The sequence below is a fragment of the Streptomyces sp. NPDC001070 genome, assembly GCF_053598835.1.
Map to the genome: position 1 here is coordinate 226,018 of NZ_JBSFLB010000001.1, position 26,314 is coordinate 252,331.

General features: G+C 74.4%; 23 protein-coding genes. 8 read left to right on the plus strand and 15 right to left on the minus strand.

Features of this window, described 5'->3' with window-relative positions; translation table 11 throughout:
* Positions 1–95 precede the first annotated feature (95 nt).
* The gene (locus ACWDAS_RS01100) at positions 96–1,037 is read left to right on the plus strand and encodes an ADP-ribosylglycohydrolase family protein (RefSeq protein WP_450386211.1); all 942 of its coding nucleotides are present in this window, start codon (positions 96–98) and stop codon (positions 1,035–1,037) included.
* Between the two features lie 12 nt (positions 1,038–1,049).
* Here the strand turns inward: ACWDAS_RS01100 and ACWDAS_RS01105 are convergent, their stop codons facing one another.
* On the minus strand, positions 1,050–1,727 hold the full coding sequence (locus tag ACWDAS_RS01105) for a TetR/AcrR family transcriptional regulator (RefSeq protein ID WP_450386213.1): 678 nt from the start codon (positions 1,725–1,727) through the stop codon (positions 1,050–1,052).
* A gap of 585 nt (positions 1,728–2,312) precedes the next feature.
* On the opposite strand from ACWDAS_RS01105, the gene ACWDAS_RS01110 reads away from it, so the two are divergent.
* From ACWDAS_RS01110 to atzF, 4 genes are all read left to right on the plus strand, one after another.
* Positions 2,313–3,092 (plus strand): urea amidolyase associated protein UAAP1, encoded by a 780-nt coding sequence (locus ACWDAS_RS01110; protein WP_450386215.1) that lies wholly within the window; start codon positions 2,313–2,315, stop codon positions 3,090–3,092.
* Complete coding sequence (locus ACWDAS_RS01115) at positions 3,089–3,697, plus strand: urea amidolyase associated protein UAAP2 (protein ID WP_450386217.1); 609 nt, start codon at positions 3,089–3,091, stop codon at positions 3,695–3,697. Before ACWDAS_RS01110 ends, ACWDAS_RS01115 begins: the two co-directional genes overlap by 4 nt.
* A complete protein-coding gene (uca, locus tag ACWDAS_RS01120; RefSeq protein ID WP_450386219.1) occupies positions 3,694–7,263 on the plus strand; it encodes an urea carboxylase in 3,570 nt (1,189 codons plus the stop codon). Before ACWDAS_RS01115 ends, uca begins: the two co-directional genes overlap by 4 nt.
* Before the next feature lie 279 nt (positions 7,264–7,542).
* Positions 7,543–9,201: an allophanate hydrolase gene (atzF, locus tag ACWDAS_RS01125; protein ID WP_450386221.1), complete on the plus strand. Its 1,659-nt coding sequence runs from the start codon at positions 7,543–7,545 to the stop codon at positions 9,199–9,201.
* Positions 9,202–9,222: 21 nt separating this feature from the next.
* Here the strand turns inward: atzF and ACWDAS_RS01130 are convergent, their stop codons facing one another.
* From ACWDAS_RS01130 to ACWDAS_RS01150, 5 genes are all read right to left on the minus strand, one after another.
* Positions 9,223–10,200 (minus strand): hypothetical protein, encoded by a 978-nt coding sequence (locus ACWDAS_RS01130; RefSeq protein WP_450386223.1) that lies wholly within the window; start codon positions 10,198–10,200, stop codon positions 9,223–9,225.
* Positions 10,197–11,663, minus strand: a complete 1,467-nt coding sequence (locus ACWDAS_RS01135) for a M48 family metalloprotease (RefSeq protein ID WP_450386224.1) — start codon at positions 11,661–11,663, stop codon at positions 10,197–10,199. The genes ACWDAS_RS01130 and ACWDAS_RS01135 overlap by 4 nt, the downstream gene beginning before the upstream one ends.
* Before the next feature lie 132 nt (positions 11,664–11,795).
* Positions 11,796–14,624: a DEAD/DEAH box helicase gene (locus tag ACWDAS_RS01140; protein WP_450386226.1), complete on the minus strand. Its 2,829-nt coding sequence runs from the start codon at positions 14,622–14,624 to the stop codon at positions 11,796–11,798.
* A 119-nt stretch (positions 14,625–14,743) separates the two neighbouring features.
* Complete coding sequence (locus ACWDAS_RS01145) at positions 14,744–15,445, minus strand: ABC transporter substrate-binding protein (RefSeq protein WP_450386599.1); 702 nt, start codon at positions 15,443–15,445, stop codon at positions 14,744–14,746.
* Positions 15,364–16,011, minus strand: coding sequence for an ABC transporter substrate-binding protein (locus ACWDAS_RS01150; RefSeq protein ID WP_450386228.1), 648 nt, complete (start codon positions 16,009–16,011; stop codon positions 15,364–15,366). The genes ACWDAS_RS01145 and ACWDAS_RS01150 overlap by 82 nt, the downstream gene beginning before the upstream one ends.
* 863 nt (positions 16,012–16,874) lie before the next feature.
* On the opposite strand from ACWDAS_RS01150, the gene ACWDAS_RS01155 reads away from it, so the two are divergent.
* Positions 16,875–17,648 carry a helix-turn-helix domain-containing protein gene (locus tag ACWDAS_RS01155; RefSeq protein ID WP_450386229.1) on the plus strand — a complete coding sequence of 258 codons (774 nt, stop codon included), beginning with the start codon at positions 16,875–16,877 and terminating at the stop codon, positions 17,646–17,648.
* Positions 17,645–18,853, plus strand: coding sequence for a PucR family transcriptional regulator (locus ACWDAS_RS01160; protein ID WP_450386231.1), 1,209 nt, complete (start codon positions 17,645–17,647; stop codon positions 18,851–18,853). Before ACWDAS_RS01155 ends, ACWDAS_RS01160 begins: the two co-directional genes overlap by 4 nt.
* A 379-nt stretch (positions 18,854–19,232) precedes the next feature.
* Here ACWDAS_RS01160 and ACWDAS_RS01165 read toward each other — a convergent pair whose 3' ends face one another.
* Positions 19,233–20,135: a diacylglycerol kinase gene (locus ACWDAS_RS01165; RefSeq protein WP_450386233.1), complete on the minus strand. Its 903-nt coding sequence runs from the start codon at positions 20,133–20,135 to the stop codon at positions 19,233–19,235.
* A gap of 150 nt (positions 20,136–20,285) precedes the next feature.
* Here ACWDAS_RS01165 and ACWDAS_RS01170 point away from each other — a divergent pair, with 150 nt between their 5' ends.
* Positions 20,286–20,618, plus strand: a complete 333-nt coding sequence (locus tag ACWDAS_RS01170) for a hypothetical protein (RefSeq protein ID WP_450386235.1) — start codon at positions 20,286–20,288, stop codon at positions 20,616–20,618.
* Between the two features lie 71 nt (positions 20,619–20,689).
* Here the strand turns inward: ACWDAS_RS01170 and tatC are convergent, their stop codons facing one another.
* The 8 genes from tatC to ACWDAS_RS01210 form a co-directional block, all read right to left on the minus strand.
* Entirely contained in the window at positions 20,690–21,577 is an 888-nt protein-coding gene (gene tatC, locus ACWDAS_RS01175; protein WP_450386237.1) for a twin-arginine translocase subunit TatC, read from the minus strand.
* A 112-nt stretch (positions 21,578–21,689) separates the two neighbouring features.
* Complete coding sequence (gene tatA / locus ACWDAS_RS01180) at positions 21,690–21,971, minus strand: Sec-independent protein translocase subunit TatA (RefSeq protein WP_450386239.1); 282 nt, start codon at positions 21,969–21,971, stop codon at positions 21,690–21,692.
* A gap of 239 nt (positions 21,972–22,210) precedes the next feature.
* Complete coding sequence (locus tag ACWDAS_RS01185; RefSeq protein ID WP_450386240.1) at positions 22,211–22,411, minus strand: hypothetical protein; 201 nt, start codon at positions 22,409–22,411, stop codon at positions 22,211–22,213.
* Positions 22,412–22,430: 19 nt separating this feature from the next.
* A complete protein-coding gene (locus tag ACWDAS_RS01190) occupies positions 22,431–22,700 on the minus strand; it encodes a hypothetical protein (protein WP_450386242.1) in 270 nt (89 codons plus the stop codon).
* A gap of 13 nt (positions 22,701–22,713) precedes the next feature.
* Positions 22,714–23,661, minus strand: a complete 948-nt coding sequence (locus ACWDAS_RS01195; RefSeq protein ID WP_450386244.1) for a helix-turn-helix transcriptional regulator — start codon at positions 23,659–23,661, stop codon at positions 22,714–22,716.
* 18 nt (positions 23,662–23,679) lie between these two features.
* Positions 23,680–24,654 (minus strand): helix-turn-helix transcriptional regulator, encoded by a 975-nt coding sequence (locus ACWDAS_RS01200; RefSeq protein WP_450386246.1) that lies wholly within the window; start codon positions 24,652–24,654, stop codon positions 23,680–23,682.
* Positions 24,655–24,838: 184 nt separating this feature from the next.
* Positions 24,839–25,210, minus strand: coding sequence for an FKBP-type peptidyl-prolyl cis-trans isomerase (locus ACWDAS_RS01205; protein WP_450386248.1), 372 nt, complete (start codon positions 25,208–25,210; stop codon positions 24,839–24,841).
* Positions 25,211–25,250: 40 nt separating this feature from the next.
* Positions 25,251–26,237, minus strand: coding sequence for an FKBP-type peptidyl-prolyl cis-trans isomerase (locus ACWDAS_RS01210; RefSeq protein WP_450386601.1), 987 nt, complete (start codon positions 26,235–26,237; stop codon positions 25,251–25,253).
* Positions 26,238–26,314 lie beyond the last annotated feature (77 nt).

Sequence of the window (26,314 nt, forward strand, 5' to 3'; positions counted from 1 at the left end):
GCACTGTCCCGGTGTACGCCTCCGGGCGCCCGGATGTTCACCAATGCCCTGATTCTTGGTGAATTCCATGAGGTCTCACGACAGGTGGCGAAAGATTGACGCACCGTGTGGACCGCGCCGCCGGCGCGGTCGTCGGATCGGCGGTCGGCGACGCGCTGGGCGCGCCCTTCGAGTTCGGCCCGGAGGGCGCCTTCAGCGCGCGCTTCCCGGACCCGGGGGTGGGCGGCGAGATGTGCGGGGGCGGCGGCTGGAACCCCGGGGAGGCGACCGACGACACGCAGATGGCGGTGCTCGTCGCGGACTCCCTGCTGGAGCGGGGCACGCTGGACCTGCCCGACGTCTTCGCGCGGTTCCTGCGCTGGGCGGCCGCGGAACCCAAGGACATCGGGCTCCAGACCGAGGCCGTCCTCACCTCCGGCGACCCCTGGGACCTCGCCGCCGCCCAGCACTTCCGGACCGGTCACCGCGCGGCCGGCAACGGAGCGCTGATGCGGGCCGCCCCCGCGGCCGTCCACTTCGCCGGACACGGACGGGCTGCGTCCCTCGACGCCGCCCGCCGCATCGCCGCCCTCACCCACGGCGACCGCGCCGCCTGGGAGGGCAGCGCGATCCTCCACGACCTCGTACGCGTCGCCCTCGACGGCGGCGACCCCGTCGCGCCCGCGGTCGTGGCCGACGCCCTGGCGCAGGTGCCGGAGCCGTTCCGCGCCCGGTGGGCCGCCGTCCTCGCGCCGGACTGGCACCCGGGCCTTGCCACCGAGTTCAACGGCGCGGTCTGGCCCTGCCTCGGCTCCGCCGTCTGGGCCGTACGGACCACCGGCGGCTTCGAGGCCGCGCTGCGCGCCGCGGTCGATCTGGGCGGCGACACCGACACGGTCGCCGCCGTCACGGGCGCCCTCGCCGGCGCGGTCCACGGCCTCGCGGCCGTGCCCGTCCGCTGGACGGCTCCCCTGCACGTACCCGTGCCGGGATGGCCGGGCCGCGTCCTGCGTCTCCCGGAGCTGACCGCGATGGCGGCCCGGCTCAGCGGCGGGTGACGCGCGGGCGCGTCACGCCGCCAGAAGGGCCTCGCCCTCGCGGTGCAGGGCGGCGAGGACGTCGCCCGGGCAGCCGGCGACGCGCAGGGCCGCGTCGGCGGTCGCGGAGGCGAAGGCGGCGGCATCGGGGATCGGGGTCTCGCGGCGGATGAGGATGACGCCCTCGATCAGCCCGAAGACGAGGTCGGCTCTGACGGCGAGCGCGGAGGCCGGGAGCGCGGCGCCGGGGGTGGTGGCGGCCAACAGGGCGGCGTAGGACGCCTTCAACTCGTCACGGACGGCACGGAAGTCGGCGAAGCGGTCGGCACGGACCTCGGGAAGCAGGTAGAGCGCGCCGAGGTTGTGCGGGCCGCCGCACAGCAGGGCGACGTCCGCACGGCACAGCGCCCACAGCCGCGCCTCGGCGGGGGCGTCGGTGCGGGCGACGAGCGAGCGGGCCAGGTCCAGCGACGGGCGGACGGTGCCCTCCAGTAGCGCGGCGAGAAGGTCCTCCTTGCCCCCGAAGTAGTGGTACATCGAGGCCTGCCGCATCCCGGCGCGCTCGGCGACGGCGCGGGTCGTCGTGGCCGCGTAGCCCTGGGCGCTGAAGAGTTCGGCCGCGGCGGCGAGGAGTTCCTCGCGGGCGCTCAGGCCGCTGTCCGGCCGCGCCTGCGCGCGCGGCCGCCCCACGCGCCGTCCGGTGCTGCTCACGCCTCGATCCTCGCACAGCCGCCCGAGCCGCCGGCGCCGCACACCCCACCCCTCACCCGGCCCACCCGGCACCCCCTGGCCGATCCCGGGAGCCGTCGCCGCCCCGGCCCGGCCTCGCGCGGGCGCCCGGCGCGCCCCTGCACCTGCCCGGTGAGGTCACACGGGTGCCCAGCGACGCACAGCGACGGTGCCCACGTGCCCGAACCGACCCGTCACAGGCCGGGACACCCCGTCGGAGACGGGCCGCGAGCCCCGGCACCCCAAGGCCCTCCCGTTCCCGCAGGGCACCCGTCGTGGAACACCGTGGCCGCGCGCGGCGCAGCGCCGCGGCCCGCAACGGACCCGGGGCGGGCCCGAGCGGGAACAGGCCCACCCCCCGGCCACCCGCACAGGGCCGGGCCGGGGCCCGGTCCTGTGCGGGCGCCCGACCACCGTGAGCACGCGGTAACCGCACGGAAACGCACGGGCAATGGCGCCGAATCCACCGGACCCTAATTTCTGTCAAACGACAGAAATTGGAGGTGGAACGCCGTGCCGACAGGGACGCCTCACGGAGCCCGGGACCACGCCCGCGCGCAGGAGGGCATGCGCGTGGACGCGATGCCCGTACTGCCCGCCGCCGCCTGGCCGAAGCAGCCGCCGCCCGGCATCGCCCCGCAGGCCCTGGTGTGGGCGGAGACCGTGGCGGGCGGAAACTACACGCACAAGGTGCTGGCCCGCGGCACCGAGCTGCGGCTCACCGACCCGGCGGGGGACGCGTGCGCCCACGTGCTGCTCCACTGCGCCGACCGCCCGTGGGAACGCCTCAACGCCGCCGACACGGTGAAGGTGCTCTGGAACGCTTACCTCGGTGCGGGCCACCTCCTCCTGTCCGACCAGGGCCGGGTGCTCGCCTCGATCGTCTCCGACACCGGCGGCCGCCACGACGCCCTCTGCGGCACCTCGACCGCCGTCCGCAACACCGCGCTGTACGGGGACGGTTCGGCGCACGGCCCCTCTCCCGCCGGGCGCGAGCTGCTGAAACTCGCCGCGCTGAAGAACGGCCTCGAACCGCGCGACCTCCCGGCGTCCGTCTCCTTCTTCCAGGGCGTCCGCGTCGTCGCCGACGGCAAGCTGGAGTTCACCGGCTCGGCGGGCCCCGGCGCGTCCGTCACCCTGCGCGCCGAGCAGCCGCTGACCGTGCTGATCGCGAACGTGCCACACCCCCTGGACCCGCGCCCGGAGTACGTCTGCACACCGCTGGAGGTGCTGGCCTGGCGCGCCGCGCCGACCGCCCCCGGGGACCCGCTGTGGGAGGCCACCCCCGAGGGCCGCCGCGCCTTCCTCAACACCGCCGACCACCTCGCCGCCAGGGGGATTCAGTGACCAGCACCAGCGCCGTCGTACCCGCCCGCGCACCCTGGTCCGCGGTCGTCCGCGCGGGCGAGCACCTCACCGTCACCGACCTCGGCGGCAACCAGGCCGTGGACTTCCTCGCCTACGACGCGCACGACTCGGCCGTCCGCTACAGCGCGCCCGACACCCTCCAGGCGCAGGGCGGGATCTTCCTGACGACCGGGAGCGTGCTGCTCTCCAATGAGCACACCCCGCTGATGACGGTCGTCGAGGACACCTGCGGCTGCCACGACACCATCGGCGGCGCCTGCTCCAAGGAGTCCAACACCCTGCGCTACGGCCACCACACCTGGTCGCAGCACGCCTGCGTGGAGAACTTCCTCGCGGAGGGTGCCAAGTACGGTCTCGGCAAGCGCGATCTGGTGGGCAACGTCAACTGGTACATGAACGTGCCCGTGGAGGCGGACGGCACCCTCGGCATCGTCGACGGCATCTCCGCCCCCGGTCTGCGCGTCGTGCTCCGCGCGGAGACCGACGTCATCGTCCTGGTCTCCAACTGCCCGCAGATCAACAACCCCTGCAACGGCTTCGACCCGACCCCGGTCGAGATGACGATCTCAGGCGGCCGCGCATGACCCACGCCCCCTTCGACACCCTCCTCGTCGCGAACCGCGGCGAGATCGCCGCCCGCGTCATCCGCACCGCCCGCCGCATGGGCCTGCGCACGGTCGCCGTCTTCTCCGACCCCGACCGCTCCGCCCCGCACGTGCGCCTCGCCGACCGGGCCGTACGGATCGGCCCTGCCCCCGCCAAGGCCAGCTACCTGGACGTCGACGCCGTCCTGGAGGCCGCCCGCGCCACCGGCGCGGGGGCGGTGCACCCCGGGTACGGATTCCTCTCCGAGGACGCGGTCTTCGCGCGGCGCTGCGAGGCCGCCGGGCTGGTCTTCGTCGGGCCGAGGCCGGAGCAGCTGGAACTCTTCGGCGCCAAGCACACCGCGCGCGCCGCGGCCGAGGCGGCAGGCGTGCCGCTGCTGCCCGGCACCGGGCTGCTGCCCGACGTCGACGCGGCCCTGGGCGCGGCGGACGCCCTCGGCTACCCGGTGATGCTCAAGGCGACCGGCGGTGGCGGCGGCATCGGCATGCGGGCCTGCCACTCCCCAGCCGAACTCGCCGACGCCTGGGAGAGCGTGCAGCGCGTCGCCGCCGCCTCCTTCGCCTCCGCCGGAGTCTTCCTCGAACGCCTCGTGGAGCGGGCCCGCCATGTGGAGGTGCAGGTCTTCGGCGACGGGCGGGGCCGTGTCGTCACCTTCGGCGACCGCGACTGCTCGCTGCAGCGTCGCAACCAGAAGGTCCTCGAGGAGGCCCCCGCCCCCGGTCTGCCGGACCCGGTGCGCCGGCGGCTCGCCGACAGCGCCCGCGCCCTGTGCGCCTCGGTCGGCTACCGCTCGGCGGGGACGGTGGAGTACGTGTACGACGCCGCGCGCGGCGAGGCGTACTTCCTGGAGGTCAACACCCGTCTGCAGGTGGAGCACCCGGTCACGGAGGAGGTCTACGGCGTCGACCTCGTCGAGTGGATGCTGCGCCTCGCGCAGGGCGACACCGCGGTGGTGACGGAGCCGGGCGCGCCGCGCGGTCACGCCGTGGAGGCCCGGGTCTACGCCGAGGACCCCAGCCGCGGGCACCGGCCCAGCGCCGGGGTGCTGACCGAGGTCGCGTTCCCCGAGGACGTCCGCGTCGACGCCTGGGTGGCGACCGGCACCGAGGTGACCACCGCGTACGACCCGATGCTGGCCAAGGTGATCGCCCGCGGCGCCGACCGCGAGGACGCACTCGAACGGCTCGCCCGCGCGCTCTCGTCGACCCGGATCGGAGGGATCGAGACCAATCTCGGCCTGCTCCTGGCCGCCATCGCCGAGCCCGCGCTGCGCGCGGTGACACACACCACGGCGACCCTGGACGGCGTCCTCGACCCCACGCCGCGCGTCGAGGTGCTGCGGCCCGGCACGCTGACCACCGTCCAGGACTGGCCCGGCCGCACCGGGCTGTGGCACGTCGGCGTGCCGCCGTGCGGTCCGATGGACGACCTGTCGTTCCGGCTCGGCAACGAGGCGCTGGGCAACGACGAGGGCGCACCCGGCCTGGAGTGCACCCTGCTCGGCCCGCGGCTGCGCTTCACGCACGCCACGACCGTCTGCGTCACCGGCGCGCCCGTCGCCGTGACCGTGGACGGCCGGCCGGTGCCGCAGTGGGAGCCGGTCACCGTGCCGGCGGGCGGCGAGCTGGACGTGCCCGCACCGGAGGGGCCGGGGCTGCGGACGTACGTGCTGTTCGGGGACGGCGGCCTGGACGTCCCCGAACACCTCGGCAGTGCGGCCACCTTCACCCTGGGGCGGTTCGGCGGCCACGGCGGCCGGGCGCTGCGGGCCGGGGACGTGCTGCACGGGGGCGGGGTCTGCGCGGGCGCCGCGGTGGCGGACGGGCGGCGCCCGGAGTTCACCGCCGAGTGGCACATCGCGGCGGTCGAAGGACCGCACGCCGCGCCCGAGTTCTTCACCGAGGACGACATCCGGGACTTCTACGCGGCCGAGTGGAAGGTGCACTTCAACTCCGCGCGGACCGGGGTGCGCCTGGTCGGCCCCAAACCCCGCTGGGCCCGCACGGACGGCGGCGAGGCCGGTCTGCACCCCTCCAACATCCACGACACGCCGTACTCGGTCGGCGCCGTCGACTACACCGGCGACATGCCCGTGCTGCTCGGCCCGGACGGGCCCTCGCTGGGCGGCTTCGTGTGCCCGGCGACCGTCGTCACCGGGCAGCGCTGGAAGCTGGGCCAGCTCCGTCCCGGGGACACCGTGCGCTTCGTGCCGGTCACCGAGGACGCGGCGGCCGCGCTGCGCCGCTCCCCCGCCGTCGCCCCGCGCGCCTCACGGCCCGCGCTCGGCGACGGCGGTGTCCTCGGGCGTCTGCCCGAGGACGGGGGACGGCCGTCGGTCACGTACCGGCGCAGCGGCGACGACAACCTGCTGATCGAGTACGGGCCGATGCAGCTCGACCTCGCCCTGCGGATGCGCGTCCACGCCCTCGCGGAGCAGCTGGCCGCCGCAGGGCCGCCCGGGGTCGTCGACCTCACGCCGGGCATCCGCTCGCTCCAGGTGCACGTCGATCCGGACGTGCTGTCCACCGCCAAACTGCTGGACTGCGTGCGCGAGGCGGAGGGGCAACTGCCTCCAACCGACCGCCTCGTCGTGCCCAGCCGCACCGTCCACCTGCCGCTGTCCTGGGACGACCCCGCCACACGCGAGGCCATCGCCCGCTACATGGCGGGGGTCAGGGACGACGCGCCCTGGTGCCCCTGGAACATCGAGTTCATCCGCCGCGTCAACGGGCTGGACTCGGTGGACGAGGTCTACCGCACCGTCTTCGACGCGGAGTACCTGGTGCTGGGGCTCGGCGACGTCTACCTGGGCGCGCCCGTCGCGACCCCGCTCGACCCGCGGCACCGGCTGGTCACCACGAAGTACAACCCGGCGCGGACGTGGACCGCCGAGAACTCGGTGGGCATCGGCGGCGCCTACCTCTGCGTCTACGGCATGGAGGGGCCCGGCGGCTACCAGTTCGTGGGCCGCACGGTCCAGGTCTGGTCGCGGGGCGCGGCAGCCGGCGAACAGCCCTGGCTGCTGCGGTGCTTCGACCGGATCAAGTGGTACCCGGTCGGCTCGGACGAACTGCTGGAGATGCGGGCCGACATGGCCGCCGGACGGCTGGAGCTGCGGTTCGAGGAGGGGGAGTTCGCGCTCGCGGAGCACCAGCGTTTCCTCGACGCCAACGCCGCGTCCATCGCGGCCTTCCGGGCCCGGCAGGCGGCCGCGTTCGCCGCCGAGCGCGACGCCTGGGAGGCGGCCGGCGAGTTCGCCCGCGCCGAGGCCGCGGATTCCCCGGCGGCCGCAGCGGGCGCGGCGCGGGTCGTGGTGCCCGAGGGCGGCAGCGCGGTCGAGGCGGAGTTCGCGGCCTCCGTGTGGCAGGTCGCGGTCCGTCCGGGTGACCGGGTGCGGGCGGGACAGCGGCTGCTGGCGCTGGAGGCGATGAAGATGGAGTCGCCGGTCGAGGCCGCTGTGGACGGTGTCGTGGACACCGTCCTCGTCACCCCCGGGGACCAGGTCGAGGCCGGCACGGTGCTGCTCACGCTGCGCCCGTCGTAGGCCCCTGCGGCGGGGGCCGGGCCCCCGCCGACGGCAGTCCCCCGCACCGGGAGGTCCCCCGCCCTCCCGTCCGATCGCCCCGATCGCCCCGGACGGCCTCCGACCCCCGGGGCCCCGGCCCGAGGCGGCGGGGCCCACCCCGCATCCTCCGTCGTCCCGCCTCCCCCGTCGTCCGGCGACCGTCCCCGGACGGGAGGACGCCGGCCCCGCGTTCGCACGTCCGTACCGGGTAGGGGGCGCACCGGGCGGGAAAACGTCCCCCGAAAAGGAGATCCCCACATGCCCACCCCGACACCGACCCCCTCCCTCGACCGCGTCCGTGCCGCCTACGCGCGCATCGCCGAAGTGGACCGACCCGAGGTGTGGATCACTTTGCGGCCGCAGGCGGAGGTGGAGGCCGAGGCCGCCGCCCTGGACGCCGCGAACACCGCGGACGCTCTGCCGCTCGCCGGGACCGTCGTCGCCGTGAAGGGGAACATCGACGTCGCGGGCCTGCCCACGACCGCGGGGTGCCCGGCGTACGCGTACCATCCGGAGGCCGACGCGCCCGCCGTGGCACGCCTGCGCGCCGCGGGAGCGGTGGTGATCGGGACGACCAACCTGGACCAGTTCGCGACGGGCCTTGTGGGCACCAGGAGCCCGTACGGGGCCGTGCGCAACGCGCACGACCCGGCGCGGGTCAGCGGCGGGTCGAGTTCCGGCTCGGCGGTCGCCGTGGCACTCGGGATCGCGGACGTCGCCCTCGGCACGGACACCGCGGGCTCGGGCCGCGTCCCGGCGGCGTTCAACGGGATCGTGGGGATCAAGCCGACCCGGGGGACCGTGCCCTCGGAGGGCGTGGTCCCGGCCTGCGCGAGCCTGGACTGCGTCACGGTGTTCGCCCGCACGCTCCCGGAGGCGGAGCGTGCGCTGGGCGTGGTCGCGGACGAGCCGCAGGCGCCGCCGCCCGCGCGCCGTCCGGGGCCGTGGCGGGTCGCGGTGCCGCCCGTGGAGCAGCTCGGGGAGCTCGACGCGGGATGGGCGGAGGCGTTCTCGGGAGCGGCCCGGCGCCTGGCCGCCGCCGGAGTGGAGCTGCGCCCCGTCGATCTGGCGCCGTTCTCCGCCGCCGCGGTGCTGCTCTACGAGGGCGCGTTCGTGGCGGAGCGCTACACCGCCGTAGGTGGCTTTATCGACAAACACATGGGGAGCCCGGCCCTGGACCCGACCGTCGCCGGCATCATCGCGGCCGCCCGCGACATCCCCGCGCACCGCCTCTTCGCGGACCGCGAGCGGCTGGCGGCCCTCACGGACCGGGCCATGGCCGCCCTCGGCGACGCGGACGCGCTGCTGCTCCCGACGGCTCCCGGGCATCCCACGCTCGCGGAGGTGGCCGCGGATCCGGTGGGTGCCAACGCGCGCCTCGGCCGGTTCACCAACTCCACCAACCTGCTGGACATGTGCGGGGTGGCGGTCCCCGCCGGGGAGGTGGACGGCCTGCCCTTCGGGGTGATGCTGCTGGGCCGCGCCCGCACCGAGGAGCGCCAGACCGCGATCGCGGGGCTGCTGCGTCCCACCGTCCCGTTCGCGGTCGTCGGGGCGCACCTGTCGGGGCAGCCCCTGAACGGGGAACTCCTCGCCCTGGGCGGGCACTTGCTCCGCGCGACCACCACCGCTCCCGAGTACCGGCTGTTCGCGCTGGCGACCACGCCGCCCAAGCCCGGACTCGTCCGGCTGCCGGAGGCGGAGCACGCGGGCGCGGCCGTCGAGGCCGAGGTGTGGGAGCTCCCCGTCGAGGGGCTGGGCAGGCTGCTGGCCGCCCTCCCCCGCCCGATGGCGCTCGGCGCGGTCCGGCTCGCGGACGGCACGACCGTCCCTGGCTTCCTGTGCGAGCCGGCCGCGCTGGAGGGCGCCCGGGACATCACCGAGTACGGCGGCTGGCGGGCGTACCTCGCCTCCTGACCGCCGCACGGTGCCCGCCCCTCAGGGCTGCGGGGCGAACAGGGCCCAGGAGGCCAGGACGAGAGCCGCCCCGCTCAGCGCGAACCCGACCGCCGCGACGGGGGTGCCACCGGTCAGCGGAAGGCTCGCCGCGGCACCCGCGCCCGCGCCCACCACGGCGGCCAGCGCGCCCGGCCGCCACCAGGGGCGGCCGGTCAGCGTCTCGGCACCGGCCGGGAGGACGAACGCGTCCCGCAGATCGGCCCGGACGGCCGTGTGCTCGTAGAGGAGCACATGACGCGGTGCCCGGCGCCGCGGCCGGCCCAGGGGCACCAGGCGCGTGCCGTCCGGCAGGTCGGCCACGGCCGGCCGGCGACCGCCGCCGCGGACGGTCACCCCGACGGGACCCGGCAGGTCACCGAGGGCCGGATGCCACATGACCCGCTGCCACAGCACCGCCGGTGCCGGGGAGTCCGCATCCGCCAGGGCGAGCCAGGTGGTGCCCGGCTGCCAGGCCACGGCGCGCACCCGCGTGCCGTGGAGCACGGTGGCGGTCATCGGCCGGCCGGGGGACCGGGTCGCCCGGCGGAAGCGCAGCCCCCGTACGGCCCAGGCAGCGCAGAAGAAGGCGGCGATCAGGCCCGCGAAGGCGACGGGCACCAGGAGGTCGTCCTCGGTCGCGGTCTCGCCCGGGTCGGCCGGGAAGCCGCGCGGGTCCGCCTGCCCGGGGGCGTACGCCACGGGGAAGCGGTGTCCGCGGGCATAGCGACCGGTGGCGTAGACCTCGAAGCGCTGCACGTGCTCCCGCCCGGCGCGGTCGGTCCACCGCACGCGGATGTCCTCCGATTCGCCGATGCCGTCCTCGATCACGAGCCCGTCGGCGACAGCGGTGGCCCGGTCACGGGCATGGGTGTACGCGCGGGCGTGGAGGCCGAGCCAGGCACCGAGCAGCAGGAACCCCACCACGGCGGCGGCCGTGCCCAGCAGGGCGACGCGCAGCGCGGGTCCGGGGCGCCTCACGCCGCCGCCCCGGTGGTCGCCGCGGACCGCAGCAGCACGCGCAGGGCGGCGGGGTCGCCGCCGTCCACCGCGGCGGCCAGCGCGTCGTGGAGGTCCAGGACCGTTCCGTCAGGCGCGGTGAGTACAGTGCTCATCCAGCGTCCCGCGGACCGCCAGCCGGAGCCGCGCAGGACCTCGGCCAGGGCCTCCGCCACGGATCCGATGAGCACGGCGCGCGCGGCGAAGGGACGTTCGGCGCGCGGTACCCACCGCAGCCCCGGCTCGACGCGGCGGGCCAGGCGGTGCCAGTCGCCCTGGGCCACGGCGTCCAGCGCGACCATGACCGCCTCGGCCGCCGAGCCGACGCCGGTCGCCTCTCGGAGCGGGCCGCTCCCGTCCGCCGTCCCGGGGACTCGGCGGCCGTCCGGTCCGAGCAGGCGCACCGGGCGCGGCGCTCCCGGGGGGTCGCCGGCGCCTTCGTGTCCCCCCAGCCCGGCGAGCTCACGCACGCACCACCGCTCCAGCGCCCCGGCGCCGCGCAGCGTCACCGGCTCCGTCGCGTCCGGCCCCTCGTCGCCGGCGTCCGGCAGCGCGGCCAGCCGCCGCGCGATCGGCGGATGGCTCCCCAGGCCGTACGGGTCGGTGGCCCCGGACGCCAGGCGGGCGGAGCGCCGCGCCACGTGCGGGTCGCGCAGGGCGGCGTCGAAGGCGGCGTAGAAGTCCTCCGGGTATGCGTCGTCCTCCGCGAGTTCCGCGAACCACCGCTCTCCGAGCCCGTGGAACGCCTCATCGAGCAGGCTCGTACGCTCCAGCGCACCGCGGACGGCCACCACACCCACGATCCGGACGGACGCGGCGTCGGCGGCGAGTTCCGTCTCCCAGGCCCGCTGCCCGGAGGCCCGCAGCAGGGGCGCCACCAGGGGGGTCAGCAGGCCGAGCCGGCCCTCGAGTCGTTCCTGCAGGCCCGCCCGCGCCCGCATCAGCAGCACGGACCGCCGGTCGTGCGCCTCCCGCTCGTGCGCCAGCTCGTGGGCGACGACGGCCGCCACCTGCGCGCTGGTCATCGTCCGCAGCAGGGGAAGCCCGAGCAGCAGCACATGGCCGCGGACGCCGGAGACCCTCGCCGGTCCCAGCGCCGCGTTCGGTTCCGGGACGATCCTGACCAGCAGGGGCGCACGGAATCCGATCCGCTCGGCGACATCCTCGACGAGCGCCGTCAACTCGGGCTGATCGCCGGGCCGCACCGCACGGCCCGGCAGCGGCGCCCGCGCCCGGCCGGCCGCCTGCGTCAGGCCGGACATCACCCAGAGCGCCGGCAGTCCGACCTCCGACCACGGGCCCCACGACCAGAACACGGCCAGCGACCCGAGGACGAGAGCGGCACCGATCCACGGCGACCACGCGACGGCCGTCATGGCAACGGCGAGCGACCACTCGGCCGCGGCGGAGGACCGCCGCCGGCCGGGAGACGTACGGGGGTTCATCGCACTCCAGTCGCACCGCGGATACCGGGCGGATTGTGCCACGACGCAAAGGCCGGGGAGCACGGGCCCCCCGGCGTGCGAGTGCCGCCGACCCGGCCGGGCGCGCCACACCGAGGCGACCCGCCCGGACCGTCAGCCCACCGAGGAGTACGCCACGACGCCCCGCAGCAGACCGTCGACGGCCTTGCGGGCGTTGCGCCGCACCGGGCTGCCTTCGGGGGCCGCGTCGGCGATCTGGCCGAGGACGTCGATGAGCTGCTTCGTCCAGCGCACGAAGTCGCCCGCCGGCATGTCGGCGTCGCGCAGCACCGCGTCCAGGCCGTGCCCGGAGGCCCAGCGGTGGGCGGCCCAGGCGAAGCCGAGGTCGGGTTCGCGCTGGCCGACACCCTCGGCCTGGTTGATGCGGTGCTCCTCCTCCAGGGCGTCGAGGCGGCCCCAGATGCGGACCATCTCGCCCAGCGCCTGCTTGGCCTCACCGGAGGGCAGCCGCGGCGGCAGCGCGTCGTCCGCGGAGCGGGACTCGTAGACCAGGGCGGAGGCGCACGCGGCGAGGTCGGCCGGACCGAGTCCGTCCCACACGCCGTCGCGCAGGCACTCGCTCGCCAGCAGGTCGAGCTCGCCGTAGAGCCGCGCCAGCCGCCGGCCGTCGGCCGTGACCCTGTCGCCCTCCAGGTAGCCGAGGTCGGTGAGCAGGGCGCCGATGCGGTCGAAGGTGCGGGCGATGGTGTTGGTGCGGCCTTCGATGCGGCGTTCGAGCTGCCTGGTGTCGCGCTGGAGCCGCTGGTAGCGCTCGGCCCAGCGCGCGTGGTCCTCGCGCTCGTCGCAGCCGTGGCAGGGGTGGGCGCGGATGGCGGTGCGCAGCCGGGCGATCTCGCCGTCGTCCGCGGCGGCGGAACGCTGGCGGCGCGGCCGCTGCGGCGCTATCCCGGCCGTACCCGCCTTGGAGCGCATGGCGGAGGCCAGGTCGCGCCGGGACTGGGGGCTGCGCGGGTTGAAGGACTTGGGGATGCGCATCCGGTCCAGCGGCTCGACCGGCACCGGGAAGTCCATCTGCGCGAGCCGCTTGACCTGGCGCTCGGCGGTGAGCACCAGCGGGCGGGGACCGTCCTGGTGGAACTGGTCGTGCCGGTTGTGGTGGCCGGGGCTGCGGCCGGCGGGCACGCCCGGGTCCAGGACCAGGGCCAGGCCCGCGAACTTGCCGGCCGGGACGTGGATGATGTCGCCCGGGCGGAGCTTCTCCAGCGCGTCGGCGGCGGCCGCCCGGCGCTGGTTGGCGCCCTGCCGGGACAGCTCGGCCTCGCGGTCCTTGAGCTGCCGGCGCAGCGCCATGTACTCGTCGAAGTCGCCGAGGTGGCAGGTCATGGAGGCCTTGTAGCCCTCCAGGCCCTCCTCGTTGCGCTGCACCTGCCGCGAGATGCCGACGACCGAGCGGTCGGCCTGGAACTGCGCGAAGGAGGTCTCCAGCAGCTCGCGGGAGCGGTGCCGCCCGAACTGGCCGACCAGGTTGACGGCCATGTTGTACGAGGGCTTGAACGAGGACCGCAGCGGATAGGTGCGCGTACCGGCCAGGCCCGCCACGTGCGCCGGGTCGAAGCCGCGCTGCCACAGCACGACCGCGTGGCCCTCGACGTCGATGCCGCGGCGTCCGGCGCGGCCGGTGAGCTGGGTGTACTCACCGGGCGTGACGTCGGCGTGGGTCTCGCCGTTCCACTTGACGAGCTTCTCCAGGACCACGGAACGGGCGGGCATGTTGATGCCCAGCGCCAGCGTCTCGGTGGCGAAGACCGCCTTGACCAGGCCCTTGACGAAGAGCTCCTCGACGACCTCCTTGAAGGTCGGCAGCATTCCGGCGTGGTGCGCGGCGATGCCCCGCTCCAGGCCCTCCAGCCACTCGAAGTAGCCGAGGACGTTGAGGTCCTCGTCCGGGATGGACTTGGTGCGCTCCTCGACGATGGCGCGGACCTTCGCCCGGTTCTCCTCGTTGTTGAGCCGCAGGCCCGCGTAGAGGCACTGCTGGACCGCGGACTCGCAGCCGGCGCGACTGAAGATGAACGTGATGGCGGGCAGCAGCCCTTCGGAGTCCAGCCGCTCGATGACCTCGACGCGGCTGGGCGTCCAGATCCTGCGCTGCTGGCGGCGGTCCCGCTCGCGGTCGGCCTCGCGGACCTTCCCGCGCCGGTCACGGCCGTTGAAGGCGCGCTGGTTCTCCATGCGGGCAAGGCGCACGAGGTCGGGGTTGACGGCGCGCTGCGCGGCCGGGCCCGCCCCCCGCTTCTCCTCGAAGAGGTCGTACATCCGGCGGCCGGCCAGGACGTGCTGCCACAGCGGCACGGGGCGGTGCTCGGAGACGATGACCTCGGTGTCGCCGCGGACGGTGTCGAGCCAGTCGCCGAACTCCTCGGCGTTGGACACGGTCGCTGAGAGCGACACCAGTGTCACGGACTGCGGGAGGTGGATGATGACCTCCTCCCAGACCGCGCCTCGGAAGCGGTCGGAGAGGTAGTGCACCTCGTCCATGACCACGTAGCCGAGGCCGTCGAGGGCCTGGGAGCCCGCATACAGCATGTTGCGGAGCACCTCGGTGGTCATGACCACGATGGGCGCGTCCCCGTTGACGCTGTTGTCGCCGGTCAGCAGGCCGACCCGCTCGGCGCCGTAGCGCTTGACGAGGTCGGTGAACTTCTGGTTCGACAGCGCCTTGATGGGCGTGGTGTAGAAGCATTTGCGGCCCTCGCCCAGGGCCAGGTGGACCGCGAACTCGCCCACGATGGTCTTGCCGGAGCCGGTCGGCGCGGCCACCAGAACGCCCTTGCCGGCCTCGAGGGCCTGGCAGGCCTCGATCTGGAAGGGGTCCAGGCCGAACTCGTACAGCTCGCGGAAGCCCGCGAGTGCGGTGGCCTGCTCTGCGGCGCGGAGCCTGGACGCGGCGTAGCGCTCGGCGGGAGACATCTCGTCGTTCATCTTGAAAACGAGACTACCGGGCGGCACTGACAGTCGACATGATCTTTTTGCCGAAGCAAAACCCGCGACGCGGGGGCCGGGCGTGTCGCACCCGGCCCCCGCGGCCCGTGCCGCGGAGGTCAGATCATGGTGGCCGTGTACTGCTCGACGGCCGGGACCTTGAAGGCGTCCTTCACACCGGCCAGGCCGCCGGGCACGCCCTTGGCCGGCTTGACGATGTAGCTCTCGGTGGCGCTGGGCCGCCACGGGTCGGAGAAGTCGAGGACCGGGCCGAGCCCGGGGTCGAACTCCTTCTGCCTGCGGTGCGCCGCGATGATCCCGTCCCGGCTGAGGTCCTTGGCGGCACAGGCCTCCTTCAGGTCCTGAACGGCGACCGCCATCGTGTTGTGGCCGGTCTCCAAGCCCTGGTCCAGCTTGGCTCCCGGGTAGCGGCGCCGGTAGTCCGCGACCAGCTTCGCGACCTCGGGGGTGTCACTGGTCATCGCCGGGGTGGGGGCGACGAGCAGCAGCATCTTCAGCAGGGCCGGGGCGGCCGGCGTGTCGAGCAGCTGCGGGTCGTAGCCGACGGCGCTGCCCAGGAACGGCACGGTGAGGCCCTGCGCGGCCGCGGCACCGACGGCGGCCGCGGTCTGCGCGGGGCTGGTGCTGATCAGGACGGCCTTCACGCCGGCCTCGGCGAGTTCGCGCACCTGCTGGGACAGGTCCTGGCGGGCCGCCCCGGCCTTCTTCTCGACGAGGGTCATGCCGCGCTTGTCGGCGAGGAACCTGGCCCCGCGCCGTGCGTTGTTCCCGTAGTCGCCGTCGAGGTAGATGTAGCCGATCTTGTCGCCCGGTCCGAGCCCCGGGTCTCCGCCAGGTAGTCGAAGCCGTTGATCATGTCGATGTCGTACGTGGCGTTGATGGTCGTCAGGGTGGGCTGGCCGAGCAGGGTCGAGGAGTAGCCCAGGGACGTCGTCATCACGTCGTCGACCTCGATGCGGTCGAGCAGGGCGTTGATGATCGTCGAGCCGAGGAGCCCCGGCATCGCCGCGATCTTCGGCTCCAGCTCGTTGTACTGCACGACGGCCTTGTCCACGTCGTAGCCGTGGTCGCGGACGATCAGCTTGAGCTTGCGGCCGCAGACACCGCCCTTGGCGTTGACCTGGTCCACGTAGAGCTCCTCCGCCTGCAGCACGGAGCGGCCCAGGGGCCCGTAGGGGCCCGAGAGGTCGGTGAGGACGCCCAGGTTGATGGTGGTGGCGGTCACGCCGGGCCCGGTCGTCACCCCGTTCGCGTCGATCGGACCGTCCTTCGCGGCGGTTCCCTGGTCCCCGCCGCAGCCCGTGAGGACACAGGCGAGGGCGGCGGTGAGGACGACGGTGGACCTGAGGCGCTGTTTCCGGGTCACGGTGTGCTTGCTCCTGGAGGGGTGGGACCGCGGGGGCCGCCGCGGGCGCGGCCAGGAGGGGCCACCGCCCGGGGCCGGTGATGCGGGGAGCTCCATGGCAGGGGATGACGGGCGGTTCGGCGAGGGGCGCGGGCGTTTCTGGTCGGTGTTCCCAACGGCCGCGGGGCCCGGCTGTGCAGCGGCACCGCCCGCGACGGCCGGCACGACCGGGTGTTCGGTGTCGTGCGGGTTCTGTCCGGATGTCGGTCACGTTTGCGTCACCTGTCTTCCAGGGGCGGACTACCTGCGGGTAGGAATGCCCGTGGGACACGTGTGCCGCGCCATCGGCCGGTCCCGCGCCGGCGTCGGGCACACGTGCCGACGGTCACTCACCCGGGCTCCGCACCCGGAGAGCCGAGAGGAAGATCGGATGGCCATCCCCGTGCCGACGCGCCCCATGTGTGCCGCGGATGCCGCCGGCCGGGAGCACACCGACGTACTGAGAGCCGCGGCGCGCCAGGTGCGCGGGCAGGTCGGCCCGGTCGCGGCGCACATCGTCGAGCGGATCCGGGACCGGCACCCCGCCTACCGGGAGCCCGCGCTGGCGCCGTCCGGGTTCCTGGCGGAGACGGAGGGCTCGGTCGCCGCCGTACTCGACTCGCTCGCCGACCCCGGGCGTTCGGCCGTGTCCGCCGAGTACCTGTCGTGGGTGGGGGAACGCAGGGCGTGGCAGGACTTCCCGCTGGAGCCGATGATGGGCGCCTGCCGCACCGCGGGCGACGCGCTGTGGCTGTCGCTGGTCCGGGCAGGGGCCCGAGGGTCCGCAGCTGATCGCCCGCGCGGCCGCGGAGGTCTGGGACCTGTTCGAACGGGACAGCCGGCTCATGGCGGACGCCTATCTGCGGGCCCGGGGCGAGGTGACGTTCCACCGCCAGCGCGGCCGCCGGGCGCTGGAGGGGCTGCTCGCCGGGCGGGTGGACGCGCCCGGCCTCACGGAGGCCGCCGCCGCGCTCGGTCTGCGCGAGTCCGGCCGCTTCGCGGTCGCCGTCGTTCTGGGCGCCGCGGGGACCCCTCGCCCGCCGCGGCAGCGGACCGGGGTGCCGGCCGGGGCGCGCGTGCACCGGGCGTTCCCGCTCGGCGGGGAGGTGCTCCTCGCCGAGCTGGGCGACCTCACGCTCGACGCCTTCGCGGCGGGGCTGTCGGTACCGGCCGGGTCGCGGGCGGGGCTGAGCCCGGAGGTGGACCGGCTCGGCGCGGTCGGCCACGCCCGGGAGCTCGCCGAACTGGCGCTGCGCACCTGCACCCGGGAAGGCGAGGTGGCCCTCCTCGACCGCCGCTACCCGGCCGGGCTGCTGGCGCGTCGTCCGGATGTCGCGACCGAGGTCGCCGCCGGCGTGCTGGGCGGGTTGCGCGACGCGGAGGCCGTCGAGGCCACCGTCCTGCTGGAGACCCTGGGGGCGTGGCTGGACGCCGACGGCTCCGTCGAGAAGGCCTCCGCCGCGCTGTTCTGCCACGCCAACACCGTGCGCCGACGTCTGCGGCGGCTGGAGGAGCTCACCGGCCGCTCGGTGTCCCGGCCGCGCGACGTCGTGCACCTGGCCCTCGCGCTGGACGCGGAGCGGATCGCCGCGGCACACGGCGCCGTGGGGTCCCGGTGACGGCGCGTCACGCGGATCCGGGAGGACAGGACGAGGCCGGCCGGGAGCTGCTGCGCACGGCGGCGGTGCGGATGAGGCCGCGGGTCGACGAACTGTCGGAGCGGGTCATGGCCCGGCTGCACACCGAGGTCCCCGGTTTTGTGGACCACGTCGACGACCCCGACTGCTCCCTCGAGGGCTTCGCGACGATGATCACCATGCACCTGGACCGGCTCGCCGACCCGGATCACGACGCGGCCGCGGCCCGGCACATGCGGGAGGTCGGCCGCAGGCAGGCCGAGCAGGGCATGCCGCTGGAGCTGCTGACGCATGTGTTCGCGGTGGGCGGCGCGGTCGTGTGGCAGGAGCTCGTCGACACCGTCGCCGCGCACCATCCCGGCGGGATCCCGCTCATGGTGCACATCGCCCCGCGGATGTGGGGGTCCCGGGAGCGCACGGCGGCGATCCTGGCCGGCGCCTACCGGGAGACGCTGGGCGACGGCGGGGCCGGCGACAGCAGGCGGGCCGTCCGGGTGCTCGGCGCACTGCTCGACGGGCGCACGGACAGCCTGGGCGTGCGCGCCGCCGCCCAGGCCCTGGGGGTGCCGGGGGACGGTCGTTTCGTGGTCGCCGTGACCAGCGTCAGGGCCTCGGCGTCCGGTACGCCGGGCGACGAGGCCTTCCCGGTGGGCGCCGGCAGCCGGGTGCTCCGGGTGCCCCGGGGCGCGGGCGAGGTCCTGGTCGTGCTGCTGGGCGACCGCTCGCCGGAGGCGCTGGCCGCGCTGCTGGGAGCCGTTTCCGGCCTGCGGGCGGGGGTCAGCCCGGTGGTGTGCGGCCTGGCCGAGCTGCACCGCGCGCTGACGCTCGCGGAACTGGCGCTGCCCACCTGCGCCTCCGACGGCGAGGTGGCGCTGTGGGAGGAGCGGATGCCGACCGTCGTGGCCGCCGCGGACCGGCGGCTCGCCGGGGAGCTGGCCGACCGCGTGCTGGGCCCCCTGCGGGAACTCCCCGACGAGGAGCGGGAGTCCCTGCTGGGCACCTTCACCACGTGGATGGACTGCGACGGCTCCCCCCGGGCGGCCGCCGAGCGCATGGACTGCCACCGCAACACGGTGCTGAACCGCCTGCGCCGCCTGGAGGTGCTCACCGGCCGGCGCCTCACCCACCCCCGTGAGCTGGTCGACCTCACACTCGCCGTGGAGGTCCTGCGTACCGCCGCGGCCTGAGGTCGCCCGGCGGCCCCACCTCGCCGTGCACCGCCCCGGCCACCGTCCCCGCGACGGCGGGCAGGCCCGTCCTCGAACGCCGCACCCGCCGGGCCCGCGTACGACGCCCCCCGGCCCGAGCCGCAGCCATCCGGGGCAGCCGCACCTACGCCGGCCCACGACAGGATCACCGACCGCCCCCGGACGCACCCTTCCGACCGTCATGCGACACCGAGCCGACCGACCTCGAACACCACGCGACCGGCCCCGACGGTGCCCCGATCCGCACGTACGGCACCCTCGCCGCCGGCCCGGGCCGCAGTGATCCCGGCACGGCCGCACCCCGCCCGGACCGCCGCGCGGTCACCGACCGCCCGCGACCACTGACCGCCCCTTGGGCCTATCCCATCCGGGGCGGCGAGAGCAGCCGCAGCGCCCGCGGAACGGTCCGCGCGGTCAGCGGCAGCGGGCCGAGCCGCTCGCCGTCGGCGTAGCCGGTGATGCCGTCGGCGGCCAGCGTGATCGCGGCGGCGCGGTGCACGGTGACCTTCGGATGGCCGGTGTGGCTGCCCCGGTACACCCGGGGGAAGACCCGCAGCAGCGTGGTGCGGCTGCAGGGCCCGACGACGCAGATGTCGAAGCGCCCGTCGTCCAGTTCCGCGTCGGCGCAGATGCGCATGCCGCCGCCGTACGAGGAGCCGTTGCCGACGGCGACGAGAGTCGCCTCGATCTCCAGCTCGGGCCCGTCGTCGAGGCTGATCCGGTACGGGATGGGGCGCAGTGCGGCCAGTTCCGCAAGCATCGCGACGTCGTAGCGCAGCCGCCCGGTAGGCCACCGCAGCCGGTTGCCGCGGTCGTTGACCCGGGAGTCGAAACCGGAGGCCAGGACCGTGCCGAACCACTGCTCGCCGGTGCGGCCCAGGTCGATCTCGCGGACCGACTCCTCCTTCAGCGCCCGCGCGATCATCTCCCCCGCCGCCGCGGGTTCGCGTATCGGCAGTCCCGTTGCCCGCGCGAAGTCGTTGCCCGTCCCGACGGCGACGACGCCGAGCGGCGTGCCGGTTCCGGCCACCGCCTGCAGCGCCAGCGACACCATGCCGTCGCCGCCCACCGCCACCAGGGCCCCGGTGCCGTCCGCGACCGCCTGCCGGGCCCGGCCGAGGGCGTCCGCCGCGTCGGACCCGACGACCGTGCGCACGTCGAAGCCGGCCCGGCGCAGTGCCCCGGCGGCCGGCTCCGCGGCGTGGGCGCCCCGTCCGCGGCCCGCGGTGGGGTTGGCGATGAGGGTGATCTCGCTGGTCACGCGCGGACCCTACCGTGTGGTACTGGAGACGTCGAGATCACCGGCGCCCCTTCTTCGGAAGGGGGTCGTGATCACCCTCGGGGCACCACGGAAGACCACGTTCCGGCCGGAAGGATCGATGGGTCATCGCACATCACACGGGGAGGAAACATGGCGATCATCCAGCGCACGGCACTGGTGTCCGCGGCCGCGGCGGCCGTACTCGGGATCGCGACCTCCGCGCCGGCGAGCGCCGCGAGCGTGGCTCCGCACTGCGTCCACCGGGGCAGCGTCGGCTGCTTCACCTACTCGTGGGGCGACGGTTCGATCACGTGGACGATCTACCACCACAACACCTGCGACACCAGGGCGCCCATCGCAGGCACCACGAACGCGCTGTTCGACAACAAGTGGTGCGCGGTCGTGGGCGCGAACGGCAAGGGCGACACGGTGGTGTGGAACGAGCCGATGACCTTCGCAGCCTCCAGGGGCGACCACTGCTGACGGCCGCCGCCCCATGACGACGGGGCCCCGCCCGGAAGGTCCGGGCGGGGCCCCGTCGGGGGTCCGCGGCGTCAGGTCGCGTCGTCGAAGTCTCCGGAGCGGCGACCGTCCTCGACGGAGCCGGCCTGCTCGGGCACGGAGGCCGTGATGCGCTCGCCGGTGTCGATGGACTCCGGGGTGAGGTCCAGCTCGGAGGCCTCGTCGTCGGAGAGGTCGGCGTCGGGGTTGCGCCAGCGCCGGCGCCGGTCGTTGATCAGGGAGAAGGCGACCGCGCCGAAGTAGAGGACCACGATCGGACCGGACAGAGCGATCATGCTGACCGGGTCGGTGGTCGGCGTCGCGACGGCGCCGAAGACGAACACGCCCATGACCACGCCCCGCCACCAGCCGGCCATGCGGCGGCCGCTGACCATGCCGACCAGGTTGAGCATGACCAGGAGCAGAGGCAGTTCGAAGGCGAGGCCGAAGACCAGCACCATGCGGATGGTGAAGTCCAGCACCCCGTCCAGCTTCAGGAGGTTGGACGAGCCCTCGGGGGTGAAGCTGATCAGCACCTTGATGCTGACCGGCATGATCTTGTAGGCGAGGAAGGCGCCGCCGAGGAAGAGCGGGAGTGCCGCGCCCACGAATGCGTAGGTGTACCTGCGCTCGTGGCGGTGCAGGCCGGGGGCGATGAAGGCCCACAGCTGGTACAGCCAGATCGGACTGGCGCCGATGACACCGGCCATGAAGCAGACCTGCATCGTCAGCGCGAACGGCGCCGTCAACGAGTCGAAGGTGACGATGGCGCAGTTGCCGCCGCTGCTGACGACCCCGGGCCCGCACTTGGGCACCGGAGAGGCCAGGAACTCCAGGAGCTGCTGACTGTAGAAGGCGGCCACGATCGCCACGATCGTGATCGCGAGCACGCTCTTGGCGAGCCGGTTGCGCAGTTCACGCAGGTGCTCCACGAGCGGCATGCGCCCCTCGGGATCCTTGACCTGCTTACTGCGGGCAGACTTGACCAACCCAGGTCCTCATCTCACGCGGTGGCCGGCGTCCCCGCCGGCTTCCCGTACCTGTGCCGTCGTGTCAGCTCTGCGTCTGGCGGGGCTGCTGGGGCTCGGAGACCGGACGGGCGCTGGCGACGTCACCGGGCGCGGCCTGGATGGTCCGCGGCGCGGCGGTGGCGTCGGCGGGCGCGTCGGCCGGCGGGGCCGCGTCGTCCGTCTTCATGGCCTTCGCCTCGCTCTTCAGGATGCGCATCGACTTCCCAAGGCCGCGGGCCATGTCCGGGAGGCGCTTGGCCCCGAACAGCAGCAGAACGACGACAAGGATGAGGATGATCTCAGGGGCGCCGAGCCTGCCGAACATAAGCTTTACCTTCTCACCGAGGCGGCATGGGTTCTTGAGCAGCGGGCCCCGCGTCCGGTGACACGATGTCCGCTCTGCCAGCGATCGTAACGTGCGGGGGTAAACGCCTGGCAATCCCCCGGCATCCTTGCCGTTTGCCGCCCCGCCGCGCTCTCCCGGGGCCGCCCCAGCAGCCTACCTTCCGGAACCGGGAAGGACGAGGTGTCCGAGAGAGCGCTTACCGCACGCGTCGCGGCCCCTCAGCGGGACAGCTCGCCGGCGCCGCGCGCCAGCGGCTCGGCGGCGCGCCGCAGATCGTCGGAGGCGTGCCGCAGCCTGTCGGTGCTCCTCCCCACCTGCCGGGCGAGGCCGCGCACCTCGGCGTACACGCGGAGGGCGAGGACACCGAGCACGAGGAGGCCGGCGGTCGCGAGGCCGACGTACAGGTAGAGCCACCACATGGCAGCCGAGCGTAGCGGTTCAGCCGGTGTGCAGCCGCATCGTGCGGACGCCGCCGTCGGTGAGGAGCTCCACGATGCGGTCGCCCGCCGGTTTGCGCACGGAGGAGCCGCAGTCGGGGCAGGTGAAGGAGTAGAAGGTGGTCCGGTGGCTGCCGCCGATGGCCAGCCGGAGGGCGTCGGCCGAGAGCTCGAAGCTGGTCCGGCACTCGGGGCAGGAGGCCCTGAAGATCACCTCGGGCAGGGTCGTCGTGGGGTCGCCGACAGTGCCGAGGGCGTCGAGGTCGTCCATCGCTCGGTACCCCTCACTCGCCGTAGGCCGCGAGGGCCTGGGCGGCGGCATCGCGGGCGCTGTCGGCGAGACCGGCCGGGGAGACGATGCGCCCGTCACGGCCGAGCCGCAGGGCGAGCCGGCGCAGCGAGCCGGGGTCGGGGGTGCGCAGGGTGATCCGCAGACCGCCGTCGGGGAGCTCCTCGGCGAGATCGTGCGGGTAGTACTCGGCGACCCAGCGGCCGCCGGCGCCGACCTCGATCACCACTTCCGGGTCGTCGCCGGCCGGCTGGACCAGTCCCTGGGACAGGTCGCGGGGCTCGACGCGGGGCGGGTCGCTGGGCTCGTCCAGCAGCCGGATCTCGGCGACCCGGTCGAGCCGGAAGGTGCGCCGGTCCTCCGACAGGTAGCACCAGCCCTCGAAGTAGGTGTGGCCGACCGCGAACAGGCGGATCGGGTCGACCTCGCGCTCGGTGAGCTCGTCCCGGGACGGCGAGTAGTAGCGGATCCACAGCCGGCGCCGCTCGGCGATGGCGCGGTCGACGTCGGCGAAGACGCTGCCCTCGGACTCGAAGGTGACCGACAGGCGCGAGGACGCCCCGGCGGCCTCGCCCGCCGCGCCCTCGATCTTGGCGGTGGCGCGCAGCAGCGCCTGCCGGTCGCTCTCGCGCAGACCCGGCAGGTTTGCGACGGCGCGGGCGGCGACCAGCAGCGCCGCGGCCTCGTCGGCGGCCAGCCGCAGCGGCTGCGCGACGTCGTCCACGTTGTGCCACCAGATCCGCTCGCCGTCGGTGTCGATGTCGAGCAGGTCGCCGCCCCGGAAGCTCGTACCGCACAGCGGCAGCACGTTCAGGTCGCCGATCAGCTCGGCCTCGGTGACCCCGAACGCGCGGGCCACGTCGCTGACCCGGGCGCCGGGGCGCTCCCGCAGATACGTGACCAGGGACAGCATCCGGCGCGTCTGGTCGATCGCGTTGGCCATCTCGTCCTACTCCCCCGCTCAGCCCTTGGCGACGGCGCGCAGCCGGTCCACCACGTCGGCCCGCAGCTCGGCGGGCCCCAGTACGACCACGTCCGGGCCGAACTCCACCAGCCAGGCGTCCAGTCCGTGCCCGTACGGGATCTCCAGCTCGTCCCAGTCGGCGTCGACCGGCAGTATCTCCACCGCCCGGGCCCGCAGCGGGTACCCGGAGTCGCGGCGCAGCCGGATCCGGGCGGTCGCGGTCGCGCCCTCCCCGGCCCAGCTGGCGACGGCGGCGCGCACGTCGACGTGATCGGGCACCTCGGCGGTGAAGGCACCGCCGCGGGTGCGGACCCGTCCGGTGATCCGGGAGAGCCTGAAGACGCGTACCGCGCCCCGGTCGCGGTCCCAGCCGGCCAGGTACCAGTGGCCGCGCCAGCACTCCAGCGCCCAGGGCTCGACCTGGCGGGGTTCGGGGCGCACGGCGTTGGCCTTGCGGTAGTCGAAGGAGACCGGTCGGCGCTCGCGGGTGGCGACCATGAGCGGCTCGAACGCCGGCTCGGGGGTGGGGATACGGGGCTCCAGGGCACTGTGCCCCGCGGCCTCCCGCGCCCCGTCGTTCTCGCGCTCGTCGTCGAAGGGCACGCCCGCGGCACGCAGCTTCTGCAGGGCGCCGCTGGCGGCCTCCGCGAAGCGGGCCTGCTGCCACACCTTGGCGGCCAGGCTGAGGGCGGCGGCCTCCTCGGCGTCCAGGGCGATCTCGGGGAGGCGGTTGCGGTCACGGCGGGCGAGGTAGCCGATCTCGCCGTCGAGGCTCTCCACCGTCTCGATGACCATGCCGAGCTCGCGCAGATCGTCCTTGTCCCGCTCGAACATGCGGTTGAACGCTTCGTCGGAGCCGATCTCGTGGTAGGCCTCGATGGACGCGCGCAGCTCCCGCTTGCTGACCGGACGCCGGGTGTTCATCAGGCACAGCGCGAGGTTCATCAGCCGCTCGGCCTTGGCAATCGCCACTCGACGCAACCTTCTTCCTTCTTCAGCTCTCGGTCGAGACCCTATCGCGACCGGGCCTCACGGCTGAAGCGAAGGCCGGTTCCGGCGGCGGGCCCGGCTCCGGTCCCCCGCACACCGGAGCCCCCGGCGGCCGGCGATGCCGGACGGCGGGGGCTCCCCGGGCGCGATCGCGCGGACGGACCGGTCAGACGGACAGCAGGTCCACCACGAAGATCAGCGTCTCGCCCGGCTTGATCAGCGGGGTCGGGCTCTGGTTGCCGTAGGCGAGGTGCGCGGGGATGGTCAGCTCGCGGCGACCGCCGACCTTCATGCCCTGCACGCCCTGGTCCCAGCCCTTGATGACCCGGCCGCCACCCAGCGGGAAGGTGAAGGGCGAGTTGCGGTTCCAGCTGGCGTCGAACTCCTCGCCGGTGCTGAAGGCCACACCGACGTAGTGGACGGTGACGTTCTGGCCCGCCTTGGCCTCCGCGCCGTCGCCCTCCCAGATGTCCCTGATCACCAGGTCGGCCGGGGGCTCGCCGCCCGGGAAGTCGATCTCGGGCTTTTCGATGCTCACGTACGTGCTCCTCTAGAGGGTGCGGACAACCTGCACAGTCTTACATCACCGCGAGGATGTCGAGGCTGAACACCAGCGTGGACTTGGCCGGAATGCCCGGCTGCTCCTTGTCGCCGTAGCCGAGGTCCGGCGGCACGACGAGCATGACCCGGCTGCCGACCTTCTTGCCGGCGAGGCCCTCCTGCCAGCCCTTGATCAGCTGCTGCAGCGGGAACTGGGCCAACTGGCCCTTCTGGTAGGTGGAGTCGAACTCCTTGCCGCCGTCCCACACGACGCCCTTGTACTGCAGGAGCAGGGTGTCGGTGGGCTTGACCACCTGACCGTCGCCCTCCAGCACGTAGTTGGCGACCAGCTTGGCCGGCGCGGCGGTCTTGGGGACGTCGATCGAGGGGGCCTTGCCGTCGGTGTTGGTGCCGACCCTGGGGAGCTTGGCGTCGTTCTGGGGGACGGCCTTGCCCTTGGCCGAGCTCTTGCCGTTGAAGGTGTTCACCACGTCCACGACGAACACCAGCGTGTCCGTGCCCTTGATGCCGGCGTCCGGCTGGCCCTGCGCGCCGTAGCCCAGGGCCGGCGGGATCGCCAGCTCGACGCGGTCGCCGACCTTCTTGCCCACCAGGGCCTTGTCCCAGCCGCTGATGACCTGGCCGACACCGATCGGGAAGATGGCCGGCGCGCCGCGGTCCCAGGAGTTGTCGAAGACCTTGGCCGTGCTCCAGATCTGGCCGAGGTAGTTCGCCTGCAGGTAGTCACCCGTGGCCACGGTGGCGCCGTTGCCCTGGATCACGGTCTTGACCGCCAGGTCCTTGCTGGGCTCGCCGGGGCCCTTGGCGACCGTCGGCTTCTCACCGAACTTCGTACCGGCGGTGATGTCCGGCAGCGGACCGCTGACGATCTTGACCGTCTCCGACGCGGACGCGGAACCCGACGGGGTGGCGCTGGCCGCGGTCTTGCCGGACTTGTCGTCGCCGCAGCCGGCGAGTGTGAGCAGGCCGGCCGGGACGGCGAGCAGAAGAGAGCGTCGGCGCACGGGAATCCCCATCAGGTCGATCTTGCGTTTTCTGGCGTGCGCGCCACTCTACGGCGTGCGCAGGGCCCCGTACGAAC

Coding starts and splice junctions, on each gene's coding strand:
- tatC (WP_450386237.1), bottom strand. CDS start 21,577: ATGCCGCTCGTGGAGCACCTGCGTGAACTGCGCAACCGGCTCGCCAAG.
- atzF (WP_450386221.1), top strand. CDS start 7,543: ATGCCCACCCCGACACCGACCCCCTCCCTCGACCGCGTCCGTGCCGCC.
- ACWDAS_RS01140 (WP_450386226.1), bottom strand. CDS start 14,624: ATGAACGACGAGATGTCTCCCGCCGAGCGCTACGCCGCGTCCAGGCTC.
- ACWDAS_RS01135 (WP_450386224.1), bottom strand. CDS start 11,663: ATGAACCCCCGTACGTCTCCCGGCCGGCGGCGGTCCTCCGCCGCGGCC.
- ACWDAS_RS01190 (WP_450386242.1), bottom strand. CDS start 22,700: ATGGACGACCTCGACGCCCTCGGCACTGTCGGCGACCCCACGACGACC.
- ACWDAS_RS01170 (WP_450386235.1), top strand. CDS start 20,286: ATGGCGATCATCCAGCGCACGGCACTGGTGTCCGCGGCCGCGGCGGCC.
- ACWDAS_RS01185 (WP_450386240.1), bottom strand. CDS start 22,411: ATGTGGTGGCTCTACCTGTACGTCGGCCTCGCGACCGCCGGCCTCCTC.
- ACWDAS_RS01155 (WP_450386229.1), top strand. CDS start 16,875: ATGGCGGACGCCTATCTGCGGGCCCGGGGCGAGGTGACGTTCCACCGC.
- uca (WP_450386219.1), top strand. CDS start 3,694: ATGACCCACGCCCCCTTCGACACCCTCCTCGTCGCGAACCGCGGCGAG.
- tatA (WP_450386239.1), bottom strand. CDS start 21,971: ATGTTCGGCAGGCTCGGCGCCCCTGAGATCATCCTCATCCTTGTCGTC.
- ACWDAS_RS01195 (WP_450386244.1), bottom strand. CDS start 23,661: ATGGCCAACGCGATCGACCAGACGCGCCGGATGCTGTCCCTGGTCACG.
- ACWDAS_RS01110 (WP_450386215.1), top strand. CDS start 2,313: ATGCGCGTGGACGCGATGCCCGTACTGCCCGCCGCCGCCTGGCCGAAG.